This window comes from Stenotrophomonas sp. FR012 (assembly GCF_047520565.2).
GTDB lineage: Bacteria > Pseudomonadota > Gammaproteobacteria > Xanthomonadales > Xanthomonadaceae > Stenotrophomonas > Stenotrophomonas sepilia.
In genome coordinates this window covers 1-12,174 of sequence record NZ_JAXBQL020000023.1, presented here as the reverse complement: position 1 = coordinate 12,174, position 12,174 = coordinate 1, and the positions used below count along the sequence as shown (strand labels likewise).

Annotated in this window: 10 protein-coding genes; 4 read left to right on the top strand and 6 right to left on the bottom strand. The window is 66.9% G+C overall.

Going from position 1 to position 12,174, the window contains the following annotated elements:
• Nucleotides 1-211 precede the first annotated feature (211 nt).
• Together ACM0O9_RS19525 and ACM0O9_RS19520 are read right to left on the bottom strand one after the other, a co-directional pair.
• Nucleotides 212-436: a YbdD/YjiX family protein gene (locus tag ACM0O9_RS19525; protein WP_005410613.1), complete on the bottom strand. Its 225-nt coding sequence runs from the start codon at nucleotides 434-436 to the stop codon at nucleotides 212-214.
• The gene (locus ACM0O9_RS19520; protein ID WP_005418274.1) at nucleotides 436-2,517 is read right to left on the bottom strand and encodes a carbon starvation CstA family protein; all 2,082 of its coding nucleotides are present in this window, start codon (nucleotides 2,515-2,517) and stop codon (nucleotides 436-438) included. The genes ACM0O9_RS19525 and ACM0O9_RS19520 overlap by 1 nt, the downstream gene beginning before the upstream one ends.
• Nucleotides 2,518-2,732: 215 nt before the next feature.
• Between ACM0O9_RS19520 and ACM0O9_RS19515 the strand changes: the two genes are divergently transcribed.
• The gene (locus ACM0O9_RS19515; protein ID WP_053499689.1) at nucleotides 2,733-3,584 is read left to right on the top strand and encodes a pirin family protein; all 852 of its coding nucleotides are present in this window, start codon (nucleotides 2,733-2,735) and stop codon (nucleotides 3,582-3,584) included.
• A 128-nt stretch (nucleotides 3,585-3,712) separates the two neighbouring features.
• Here the strand turns inward: ACM0O9_RS19515 and ACM0O9_RS19510 are convergent, their stop codons facing one another.
• The 4 genes from ACM0O9_RS19510 to ACM0O9_RS19495 form a co-directional block, all read right to left on the bottom strand.
• Nucleotides 3,713-4,171 carry a hypothetical protein gene (locus ACM0O9_RS19510; RefSeq protein ID WP_032954397.1) on the bottom strand — a complete coding sequence of 153 codons (459 nt, stop codon included), beginning with the start codon at nucleotides 4,169-4,171 and terminating at the stop codon, nucleotides 3,713-3,715.
• Between the two features lie 196 nt (nucleotides 4,172-4,367).
• Entirely contained in the window at nucleotides 4,368-5,087 is a 720-nt protein-coding gene (aqpZ, locus tag ACM0O9_RS19505; protein WP_032954396.1) for an aquaporin Z, read from the bottom strand.
• A 121-nt stretch (nucleotides 5,088-5,208) separates the two neighbouring features.
• Nucleotides 5,209-6,072 (bottom strand): pirin family protein, encoded by an 864-nt coding sequence (locus ACM0O9_RS19500; protein WP_414604271.1) that lies wholly within the window; start codon nucleotides 6,070-6,072, stop codon nucleotides 5,209-5,211.
• Between the two features lie 660 nt (nucleotides 6,073-6,732).
• A complete protein-coding gene (locus ACM0O9_RS19495) occupies nucleotides 6,733-8,796 on the bottom strand; it encodes a 3-hydroxyacyl-CoA dehydrogenase NAD-binding domain-containing protein (RefSeq protein ID WP_414604270.1) in 2,064 nt (687 codons plus the stop codon).
• Nucleotides 8,797-9,031: 235 nt separating this feature from the next.
• Here ACM0O9_RS19495 and rpoE point away from each other — a divergent pair, with 235 nt between their 5' ends.
• The 3 genes from rpoE (at nucleotide 9,032) to ACM0O9_RS19480 (ending at nucleotide 12,137) form a co-directional block, all read left to right on the top strand.
• Nucleotides 9,032-9,652, top strand: a complete 621-nt coding sequence (gene rpoE, locus ACM0O9_RS19490) for an RNA polymerase sigma factor RpoE (protein ID WP_005418256.1) — start codon at nucleotides 9,032-9,034, stop codon at nucleotides 9,650-9,652.
• Entirely contained in the window at nucleotides 9,649-10,530 is an 882-nt protein-coding gene (locus ACM0O9_RS19485) for a sigma-E factor negative regulatory protein (RefSeq protein ID WP_414604269.1), read from the top strand. Before rpoE ends, ACM0O9_RS19485 begins: the two co-directional genes overlap by 4 nt.
• Nucleotides 10,531-10,604: 74 nt before the next feature.
• A complete protein-coding gene (locus ACM0O9_RS19480; RefSeq protein WP_414604268.1) occupies nucleotides 10,605-12,137 on the top strand; it encodes a DegQ family serine endoprotease in 1,533 nt (510 codons plus the stop codon).
• Nucleotides 12,138-12,174 lie beyond the last annotated feature (37 nt).

Here is a 12,174-nt window from a genome sequence, read left to right as displayed (position 1 = left end):
GGGGGGGGGGGGGGGGGGGGGGGGGCCCCCCCCCCCCCCGCTCTGCCCGTGTAGTGCCGAGCCCGCGCTCGGCATTCTTTCAAAGAAGGGGGCAGATCCGTTTCCCGGAGGAAACGGATCTGACCCCGGACACCATTCGATCAGCGGCGGTCTTCATCCACGCATGGCGTGAATCTACTGAAGGCCGCTGCAGCGCTGTCGAACCCGAGCATCAACAGCAGCGGCCACCATTGCGCCCGCCGTAGCGCGCTTCCTGGCGCTCGCGGAAGAACGTCTTGTAGTCCATCGGCTCCTGGTCCGGATGCTTTTCCAGCATATGCCGGACGTAGTTGTCGTAATCAGGAATGCCACAGCACAGTCGTGCGGTCTGCACCAGGCGCCGCCAGATGCGGCGGTGCGCCTGGTACTGGCCGGCGGGAACCAGTTGCGTACTCATCACAGATCCACCATTTCATGCGGCTTCAGCGCCACGTAAGGGGTCTCGCGGTCGCTGCGCTGCGGATTGCGGCGTGCCGCCAGGATGGTCTTGATCGAATACACCAGGACTGCGCCCACCACCAGCAGGAACAGCGCGGTCAGGCCGGTATTGACGTAGGCGTTGACCACGATCTGCTTCATCTGCGCCACCGACTTGGCCGGCGCCGTGATCGTGTCGCTGGCGAGCGCGGCCTGGAACTTGTGTGCCTGTGCCAGGAAACCCTGCGCCGGGTTGCTGTCGAAGATCTTGATGAAGCCGGCATAGGTGGTGCAGATCAGCAGCCACACCGCCGGTACCGCAGTGACCCACGCATAGCGGTCGCGCTTCATCTTGAACAGCACTACCGTGCCCAGCATCAGCGCGATACCGGCCAGCATCTGGTTGGAGATGCCGAACAACGGCCACAGGGTCTGGATGCCGCCGAACGGATCGACCACACCGGTGTAGAGCAGGTAGCCCCACAGCGCCACGCAGCCGGCGGTACCGATGATGTTGGCGGTCCACGACTCGGTCTTCTTCAGCGCCGGCACGAAGTTGCCCAGCAGGTCCTGCAGCATGAAGCGTCCAGCACGGGTGCCGGCGTCCACCGCGGTCAGGATGAACAATGCTTCGAACAGGATCGCGAAGTGGTACCAGAACGCCATCATTGCGTCGCTGCCACTGGGGATTGCTTCGTGCAGGATCTGCGCGATGCCCACCGCCAGTGTCGGCGCGCCACCTGCACGATGCAGGATGGTCGGCTCGCCGATCGCCGCCGCGGTCGCGGTCAGCTGCTCCGGCGTGATGGTGAAGCCCCAGGTGTTGGTGATGTAGTGCGCCGCCGACGCAGCATCGGCACCGATCACCGCGGCCGGGCTGTTCATCGCGAAGTAGATGCCCGGGTCGATGATCGATGCGGCCACCAGTGCCATCACCGCCACGAACGATTCCATCAGCATGCCGCCGTAGCCGATGTAGCGCATGTGCGCTTCATTGGCCAGCAGCTTCGGCGTGGTGCCGGAGGAAATCAGCGCATGGAAACCAGAGACCGCACCGCAGGCGATGGTGATGAACAGGAACGGGAACATGCCGCCCTTCCACACCGGGCCGTCGCCACTGGCGGCGAACTGGGTCAGCGCCGGCATCTTCAGTTCCGGCATCACGATCAGGATGCCGACGGCCAGCGCGATGATCGTGCCGATCTTGAGGAAGGTCGACAGGTAGTCGCGCGGGGCCAGCAACAGCCACACCGGCAGCACCGATGCGACGAAGCCGTAGCCGATCAGCATCCAGGTGATCTGGGTGCCAGTGAACGTGAACGCCGGGCCCCACACCGGGTCGGCGGCGACCTTGCCGCCGTACCAGATCGCGGCCAGCAGCAGGATCAGGCCGACCACCGAGATCTCGCCGATCTTGCCGGGGCGGATATAGCGCATGTACACGCCCATCAGGATGGCGATAGGCATCGTCGCGATTACCGTGAACATGCCCCACGGGCTTTCGGCCAGCGCCTTGACCACCACCATCGCCAGCACCGCCAGGATGATGATCATGATCAGGAACGCACCGAACAACGCGATGGTGCCGGGTACCTGGCCCATCTCTTCTCGTACCAGGTCGCCCAGCGAACGGCCGTTGCGACGGCTGGACAGGAACAGCACCATGAAGTCCTGCACCGCACCGGCCAGCACCACGCCCACCACCAGCCACAGCAGTCCAGGCAGGTAGCCCATCTGCGCGGCCAGGACCGGGCCGACCAGCGGGCCGGCGCCGGCGATGGCGGCGAAGTGGTGGCCGAACAATACGTGCTTGTTGGTGGGCACGTAGTCCAGGCCATCGTTGTTGATCACCGCCGGCGTGGCCCGGGTCGGATCGAGCTGCATCACCTTGTTGGCGATGAACAGGCTGTAGAAGCGGTAGGCCACCAGGTACAGCGACACCGCGGCGACGACGATCCACAGCGCATTGATGTGTTCGCCGCGGCGCAGGGCCACGGTGCCCAGACAGAAGGCGCCGAGCAGGGCGAGGACCGCCCAGCCTATTTTGGAAAACCCTTTCATGAGGTGCTCTCTCCCGGAAAGACAGTCAAAGAGTCCCGCGTGCCCTCGACAGGGTCAATTGGCACAGGACGAATCGGCGGTAGTACTTTGGTCGTACGCTTGTTGTGCTGACGTGCAGCGAACATCAGGGATGGAACAATCGGTTGCGGCGCCGTCCATTGGCGTGTGGCCGTGCGGCGTCCATCTTCAGTGGCATCCATCCAACAGGAGTCGCCATGAGCTTTCCCGAACCGGTCCGCGTGCTGCGGACCATCCGTGGCATGCCCACCTCCGACGGTGCCGGCGTGCGCCTGACCCGCGTCATCGGTGGCCCGACGCTGCCCGACCTCGATCCGTTCCTGCTGCTCGATGAATTCGGCACCGACCGCGCCGAGGACTACATCGCCGGTTTCCCGGAGCATCCGCACCGCGGATTCGAGACCGTCACCTACATGCTCGACGGGCGCATGCGGCATCGCGACAACCATGGCAACGAAGGCCTGCTGACCCCGGGCAGCGTGCAGTGGATGACCGCTGGCCGTGGCCTGGTGCATTCGGAGATGCCCGAGCAGGAGAGCGGGCAGATGCGCGGTTTCCAGCTGTGGGTGAATCTGCCGGCGAAGGAGAAGATGACCGAGCCGAAGTACCAGGAGTTCGCGCCTGAGCGGATTCCGGTGGTGCACCCGGAAGCGGGCGTGGAGGTGAAGGTGATTGCTGGCACGGTCGATGGCACCCGCGGCCCGATCGTGCAACCGGCCACCGACCCGCTCTACCTCGACATCACGCTGGCGCCCGACCGTGCCTGGACCTATGCGCTGCCGGAAGGGCACAACGCCTTTGCGTACGTATTCGAAGGTGGCGTGACCGTGGGTGAGCAGGACGCCGCGCGCGACGTCGCCCGCCAGGAACTGGCGGTGCTGGGCGGTGGCGAGCAGTTGCACATCTCGGCCGGCAATGAAGGCGCGCGCCTGATCCTGGTGGCCGGCCGTCCGCTGCGCGAACCGGTGATGCGCCACGGGCCGTTCGTGATGAACACGCGGCAGGAACTGATGCAGGCCTTCGTCGATTTCCAGGAAGGCAAGTTCTGACGTAGTACCGGCCGCTGGCCGGCAACTGCCTCGCATGGAGGCGGATCGGGGTGCCGGCCAGCGACCGGCACAACCGTTGGATGGGGTCGCGCTGCGGGGATGCTGCCAGGCAGTCATCCCCGTCATCCTCAGCGCCCGGCGGCCACGGCCGACGGGGTCAGGCTCATGCCCTGCGCCAGCTGTTGCAGTGACCCCAGCTCCTGCGCGCTGTCCGGATACAGCGAAATCTGCGCGTAACGCCCCTTGTCGAGCTTGACCACGCTGATGCGCCGTTCGGCATACCCCGGCGGTTGCTGGCCGCCCAGGTCGGGCTGGTACCAGTACAGCGATTCACCGCCGAAGCTGCCTTTTTCCTGCCGCAGCGAGCGGTTCAGCGGAATGGACGGGTCACGCGCGCTGAGCATCAGGCTCAGCACTTCGCGGCCATCAGGGGTGCTGGCGCGGCAGACCAGGAAATCGGCCTGCACCTGCTGCTGCCACTGCAGACCGCTGCTGGCCGGCAGCGAAGGACATTCGGACGGCGCCTGCGCGGCGGCGTGGGCCGCAGCGAAAAGCAGGCTCGACAACATGACAGGCACGAACTTCATGCATCCCCCAAGGTGATGAATTGGTTGGCTTCGCCAGCAGAGCCGGCGACCATGGCATCCCATCCCCGGACGCCCCCCATCCGGCATGTGCACGGACGGTCAACTCAACCTTAACGGAACGTGAGCAATCGCACAATTCGCGGTTGCAAGCGCAACCATTGCGGCCGAGGGTCGGCCGCAATGGTTGCTGCGGGGATCAGCGGTCGTTGCCGATCCACTTGTAGATCAGGCCGCCAATCGCGCCACCCAGCAACGGGGCGACCCAGAACAGCCACAACTGGCTGACCGCACCGCTGCCGGCGAAGAAGGCAACGGCCGTGGAGCGGGCCGGGTTCACCGAGGTGTTGGTGACCGGGATGCTGATCAGGTGGATCAGGGTCAGCGACAGGCCGATCGCCAGCGGGGCGAACCCGGCCGGTGCCTTGCCGTGGGTGGAGCCCATGATCACGATCAGGAACACCGCGGTCAGGACCACTTCGCACAGGAAGGCCGCAGCCACGCTGTAACCACCGGGCGACAGCGCGCCATAGCCATTGCTGGCGAACGCTCCGGCCTGGCTGCCATCGATGGCGAAGCCGCTGGCGCCGGAGGCGATCTGCAGCAGGATGAAGCCGGCCAGCAGGCCGCCCGCAACCTGGGCGATGATGTACGGCACCAGGTCCTTGGTCGGGAAACGACCACCGGCCCACAGGCCGACGCTGACCGCCGGATTGAAGTGCGCGCCAGAGATATGGCCGAACGCATAGGCGCCGGTCACCACGGTCAGGCCGAAGGCGAGCGCCACGCCGAGGAAGCCGATACCCAGCGGATTGCCGTCACCACCGAACTTGGCGGCCAGCACTGCACTGCCACAGCCACCCAGAACCAGCCAGAACGTGCCGAGGAACTCGGCGGACAAGCGTTTACCCATGCTCATGTGTTGCGCTCCTTTGACGGCCGAAAGTGTGATTTATGTCACATTTCAATGATCAGCGGGTGACTGTAGCGTCAACGCCGGGTGCAGGAATACACCCTCGGATGTGTGCAACACGCGATGCTCAGTACTGCGGCAGCGGGATGAACTCCTTGTCGTCGCCGGGGATGGTGCCGAAGCGACCGGCTTCCCAATCGTGCTTCGCCTGCTCGATACGCTCTTTCGAGCTGGACACGAAGTTCCACCACAGGTGGCGCGGGCCATCCAGCGGCTCGCCACCGAACAGCATCGCCTTCACCGGTGTCTTTGCGCGCAGGCGGCCGCGTGCGCCGGCTTCGGGGATGACCAGGTGCTGTGCGGGAATGTCCACGCCATCCAACTGCGCGTCGCCCTCAAGGATGTACAACGCGCGCTCGCGGTGACCGTCGTCGATGTCGATTTCCGCGTCCGGGTCCAGATCGATCGCCACATTGAGCGTATCGGCGAACACTTTCACCGGCGATTCCTCGCCATAGGCGCGGCCAGCGATCACCCGAAGCCAGGCACCCTTGCGGCGCTGCTCGGGCAGGGTGGCAGCGGCATGGTGATAGAACGCCGGCTCGATTTCCTCATGCGACTTCGGCAACGCGACCCAGGTCTGCATGCCGTGGATCGGGTTGTCATGGTCGCGGTCCGATTGTGGCGTGCGTTCGGAATGGGCGATGCCGCGGCCGGCGGTCATCCAGTTGACGTCACCGGGACGAATCACCTGATCCGAGCCCAGGGTGTCGCGGTGGCTGATGGCGCCCGACCACAGATAGGTAACCGTGGCCAGGCCGATGTGCGGATGCGGGCGCACGTCGATGGCGGTGCCGGGGTGCATCAGTGCCGGGCCCATCTGGTCGACGAACACGAACGAGCCGATGCTGCGCGCCTGCAGGGTGGGGACGGCGCGGCGGACTTCGAGGCCGCCGATGTCGTGCACGCGCGGGGCGATGATGGTGGTCATGCGGGCGTTCTCGCTGGCAGGGATCAGGTGGTCAGCATCGCATGCGGCTGTGACGGGGACATGCCTCGTATGGGTAACAGGGTGTTCCAGCCAACGGCGCAGCCCCTCGTGGCTGGTTGCTTGGTCGCTGACGGCACAAGCACAAGCCGCGCTTGGCCGGGCGGGGTGGGTTCGCAGGGGACGCCGTGAATCCGTCCGTGGAGGCTTGGCCGCGGCATCCATGCCGCGGACACCCCCGCGAACCCACCCCGCCCGGCCTCTGACAGTTTCCGTGTACTGTCCCGCCACGGAGAAGAAAAAAAGAAAATCAAAATCAAAATCAAACGCCGGTCGCTTCGCTCCTGGTGGCGACCAAGGTGGCCACCCACCAGTTCGTAGTGATCCATACCGGAATCGAGATTCACCCACCGTTACCGGGAAACTGTCAGGGGTGGGGCGGTGTCGGGGTGCGGGGTGTCCGCGGCATGGATGCCGCGGCCAAGCCCCCAAGGACGGGTTTACGGCGTCCCCGCAACCCGACACCGCCCCGCCCAACAAACAGAAAAGCCAGAGCCGGCTGTTGCTCTGGCTCTGGCTCTGGCTCTGGGTTTGGGTTTGGGTTTGGCTTTTGCTTCGGCGGTTGCCTCTGCGGGTGCCGGGCCGCAGGCCCGGCAGATCAACTCAAACCACCGGTTCGCGCAGGGCGGGGTTGTCCCAGCCCGGGCGCGGGGCGAAACGGTCGCCGTGGCGCTGCTGCAGCGCCTTCAACCGCTCGATGATCGCATCGGCACCGACCGCACGGATGTGCTGGATCGGACCGCCGCGGAACGGGGCGAAACCGGTGCCGAAGATCACGCCGGCATCCAGCAGGTCCGCATCGGCCACCACGCCTTCGTGCAGGCACGCCACTGCCTCGTTCAACAGCGGCAGGATCAGGCGGTCTTCCAGGTCGGCCGGGGCCTGGTAGTCGCTGGCCACGTCCGGCTTCTTCGGCTTGCCGTTTTCCCAGGTGTAGATGCCCTGGCCATCCTTCTTGCCACGCTTGTCCGGTTCCACCGTCTGCAGCGCGGCCGGAATCTGCAGGCCCAGGAACGGTGCCAGTTCGCGGCCGACTCCGGCGGCCACGTCCAGGCCGACGGTATCGATCAGTTCGATCGGGCCCATCGGCATGCCGAACTTCACTGCGGCCTTGTCGATCACCGGGCCCGGGACGCCTTCGGCGTAGGCGGTGGCGGCTTCCAGCATGTACGGGAACAGCACGCGGTTGACCAGGAAGCCCGGACTGCCGGCCACCGGCACCGGGAACTTGCCCAGCGCCTTGCAGAACGCGGCCAGGCGGCGCTCGGTCTCCGGCGCCATGCCATCGTGGTGGATGATTTCCACCAGCGGCATCTGCGCTACCGGGTTGAAGTAGTGCAGGCCGGCGAACTGCGCCGGGCGCTGGATGTGATCGCGCAGTTCCACCAGTGGGATCGACGAGGTATTGGTGGTCAGCAGGGCGTCCTGCTTCATCTTCGGTTCCAGCGTCTGGTACAGCGCACGCTTGGCTTCCGGGTTCTCGATGATCGCCTCGATCACCAGATCCGCTTCGGCAACCCCATTGCCTTCCAGGTCGGCACGCAGGCGTGCGGCCACGGCTGGGCGCTTGCTTTCGTCGCGCACCTTCTTGGCGAACAGCGCCTGCGCGCGTTCCATGGCCGGGTCGATGAAGCGCTGCTCGCGGTCCTGCAGGGTCACCTCGAAGCCCTTGTAAGCGGCCCACGCGGCGATGTCGCCGCCCATCACGCCGGCGCCGACCACGTGCACGTGACGGATGCCGGAATCACCACTGCCCAGGCCCTTCAGTCGCTCGGTGAGGAAGAAGATACGGATCAGATTGCGCGCGGTCGGTGTACTGGCCAGCTTGACCACGGCGCGCCGCTCGGCGTCCAGGCGGGCCTGGATGGGCTTGCCGCCACTGCGTTGCCAGGTGCTGATCAGCGCGTACGGCGCCGGGTACTGGTCCTTCTTCGCCTTGCGTGCGACCTGCTTGACCATCTGCGGCGCCAGCAGCCTGCGTGCCAGCCAGGTGTTGGTGGCCCATGCCGTCGCGCGCTGCTTGAACGGGCGGGTGGTGCCGGACAGCGCCAGCGCGACGGCGGTGTCGAGCACCACCGCTGGCGCCACCACCTTGTCGACCAGGCCGATGCCACGCGCGGCCGAGGCCGACAGGGTGCGGCCGGTCAGCATCAAGTCCATTGCCGCCGGCGCGCCCACCAACTGCGGCAGGCGGGCGCTGCCGCCCCAGCCCGGGAAGATGCCCAGCTGGGTTTCCGGCAGGCCGATGCGGGTGCTGCTGTCATTGGACGCCACGCGGTAGCGGCAGGCCAGCGCCAGTTCGGTGCCGCCTCCCAGGCAGTGGCCGTGGATCGCCGCAACGGTGGGGCAGGGCAGCTCGGCCAGCTTCTGATAGGTGGCCTGGCCACGACGGATCGCGTCATTGACGGTGCCGCGACGGTCGAATTCCTGGAACTCCTTCAGGTCGGCACCGGCAATGAAGCCGGCCTTCTTCAGCGACTGGACCACCACGCCCCTGGGTGGGTCCAGCGCGATGCGCTCAAGCAGGTCGCCCAGCTCCAGCAGCACGTCCTGCGACATCGCGTTGACGCTGCTGTCCTGACGATCCAGGGAGAGAACCACCACGCCGTCGTCGCGGATCTCGGGGTGCCAGTGGCTGAAGCGGAGACCATCGAAGCCTGAAAGCATGGACGTTCCATCCGGTTGTGTATGGAGAAGCGGCTATGATCCAGAGGTTGTTTCCCTCGCGTCAAATCCCAATAGCAGGGGAGTGGCGCCCCCGGATCCATGGCCGTGGACCGGGACGCTAACGGAACGGTGGTTAAAAGCTGGTGCGGCGCCAGGTGATCGGCGACTGAACTTTTCCCGGGATTGGCAGTCTCATTGCCCGACGTCGGTTGGGCTGACAGGAGTGCGGCCCCTCATGGCCGAGGTTGATACACCACAGGAGCTGGATCTGGAACTGGTCCGGCGCGTGCAGCACGGCGAGAGTGCCGCCTTCGATGTCCTGGTGCGCAAGTACCAGCATCGGGTGGTGGCCCTCGTCGGTCGCTACATCGCCGACTGGAGCGAATGTCAGGACGTCGCCCAGGACACTTTCATCCGTGCCTACCGCGCGATCGGGAGTTTCCGTGGCGATGCCCAGTTCTCAACCTGGTTGCATCGAATCGCCGTGAATACCGCCAAAAACTACCTGGCTTCACACAATCGACGGCCGCCGACCGATGACATCGACATCGGCGACGCCGAACAGTTCGACAGTGGTACGCGCCTGCGTGACACCGACACGCCCGAACGCGAGTTGATGCGCCAGGAGCTGGAACAGACGGTGATGAAGGCCGTCAACGCGCTGCCGGAAGAACTCCGGTCAGCGATCACCCTGCGCGAGGTGGAAGGCCTGAGCTACGAGGATATCGCGCAGAAGATGGGGTGCCCGATCGGCACGGTGCGTTCACGGATCTTCCGGGCGCGCGAGGCGATCGACACCGAACTCCGGCCGCTGCTGGACATCGGCAGCGCCACCCGTGAGAAGAGCCGCGTATGACCAGTAACCCGTTCAACGAATCGCAGAACCATCAATCGCCCGCCGGGCAGCGCCTGGACCAGCGCCATCGCGAGCAGCTGTCGGCCCTGGTCGATGGCGAGCTGGGCGCCGATGAAGCGCGTTTCCTGCTGCGCCGGATGGAGCACGACCCCGAGCTGGCCGGTTGCCAGGAGCGCTGGCAGCTGCTGGGCGACGTGATGCGCGGGCAGGCGTCGGCACTGGCTCCGGCCGGGTTCAGTGCCGCCGTGGCTGCCGCCATCGCGGCCGAGCCGACGCCGCAGGCCGAGCCGCGTCGCCAGGTACGTCGCAGTGGCTGGCGGGCCTGGGGCGGCGGCGCGGCTCTGGCCGCATCGGTTGCTGCGGTCGCCCTGTTCATGGGGGGCGAGAAGCTGAAGGAGGCCACTCCCGGCGAGCCATTGGCCCCCCAGGTGATCGCCAGCCAGGCGGAACTGCCGCCGGCGCCGACCTCGCCGGCCCCGGTGACTGAAGCATCGGTGGATACCGCCGCGATGGCCGTGGCGGCGGCGCCGACTGTGGCGATGGCTGCTACCAGCCGTCGCCAGGACGCCCGCCGCGCCAGTGCAACCCGCAGCCAGCAGGCCGCGCGTGCCGCCCAGCGCGATGACGCTCCGCAGCGCGCCATCGCCGCCGTGCAGGCACCGCTGGCTCCGACCGTACCGGCCAACGCCAACCGCAACCTGCCATTCGGCGAGGTCGGCGGGCTGCAGGCCCGGCCGTGGCCGCGCTCCAGCCTGGCGCCGACCGCAGGTGGCGCGCTCAATGCCAGTTTCCCGGCCCGCGCCGGCGGTGCCGCGTTCTACCCGTTCGAGCCGCGCCTGCAGGACGACCTGCCGGTGCCGCCGCGCCCGCGCGACTGAGCCGGGCGCCTTCACGCCCCGCCGTCGGCGGGGCCCGTATTCCTCTTTCCATCCGACCCGGAGGTTGCCGTCCGATGACTCCCCGACTTCGCACGCAGGCCATTGGCCTGCTGGCTCTGACCCTTCCCCTGGTGGCCTGCGCGCAGGCGCCGGCGCCTGCCGCCCCGGCTCAGCCTGCGCCGGCCGCGGCGCTGCGGGCGCCTGCACAACCGCTGGTCAGCGGCCTGCCCGACTTCACCAACCTGGTCGAACAGGTCGGCCCGGGCGTGGTCAACGTCGACACCACCATCGTCCGCAACAACCGCCAGGCCTCGCGCGGCCCGATGGGCGACGATGACATGCCCGAGTTCTTCCGCCGCTTCTTCGGCCCTGACTTCCCGATGCCGGGGCAGGGGCCGGGTGGGCAGGATGGCGGTCCCAGCATCAAGGGGCGTGGCATGGGATCGGGCTTCATCATCTCGCCCGATGGCTATGTACTGACCAACTACCACGTGGTGGCCGACGCCAGCGAGGTGAAGGTCAAACTGGGCGACAGCCGCGAGTTCACCGCCAAGGTGGTGGGCAGCGACCAGCAGTACGACGTGGCCCTGCTCAAGATCGATGGCAAGAACCTCCCCACCGTGCGCGTGGGTGATTCCAACACCCTGAAGCCGGGCCAATGGGTTGTCGCGATCGGCTCGCCGTTCGGCCTCGACCATTCCGTTACCGCCGGCGTGGTCAGCGCCGTCGGTCGCAGTACGGGGGGGCCTGACCAGCGCTACGTGCCGTTCATCCAGACCGACGTGGCGATCAACCAGGGCAATTCCGGCGGTCCGCTGCTGAACACCCGCGGCGAAGTGGTCGGCATCAACTCGCAGATCTTCTCGGCCTCCGGCGGCTACATGGGCATCAGCTTCGCGATCCCGATCGACCTGGCGATGAGCGCGGTCGAGCAGATCAAGAAGAGCGGCAAGGTCACCCGCGGCCAGCTCGGCGCGGTGGTCGAACCGATCGATTCGCTGAAGGCGCAGGGACTGGGCCTGCCGGACAGCCGCGGCGCGCTGGTCAACCAGATCGTGGCCGGCAGTGCGGCCGCCAAGGCCGGCGTGCAGGTGGGCGATGTCATCCGCTCGGTCAACGGCAGCGCGGTCAACAGCTGGTCCGACCTGCCGCCGCTGATCGGTGCGATGGCGCCGGGCAGCAAGGTGAACCTGGTGGTTTACCGCGACGGCAAGCCGCATGAGCTCAGTGCCACGCTGACCGCACTGAGCGAGGACGGGCAGGGCAATGCCCGCGGGCCGTCGGCTGGCGCTGGCGAGGCGGCTCCGCAGACCGGTGCCAACGCCCTGCTGGGGCTGGACGTCAGCGACCTGAACGCGGCCCAGCGCAAGCAGCTGGGGCTCAACGGCAATGAAGGCGTGCGCATCACCGGGGTCAAGGGCCAGGCAGCACGCGATGCCGGCCTGTCGCCGGGCATGGTGATCCTGCAGGTCGGCCGCACTGCGGTCGGCAGCGTGGATGCCCTGAACCGGGCGTTGTCCAGCTTCAAGAAGGACGACGTGGTGATGCTGCTGGTCCGCACGGCCAACGGCAACAGCGCCTTCGTGGCGGTGAAGGCCGGCCAGTAAGGCCCCTGCCAGGGCCGCTTCGGCGGCGCCGGCGCCG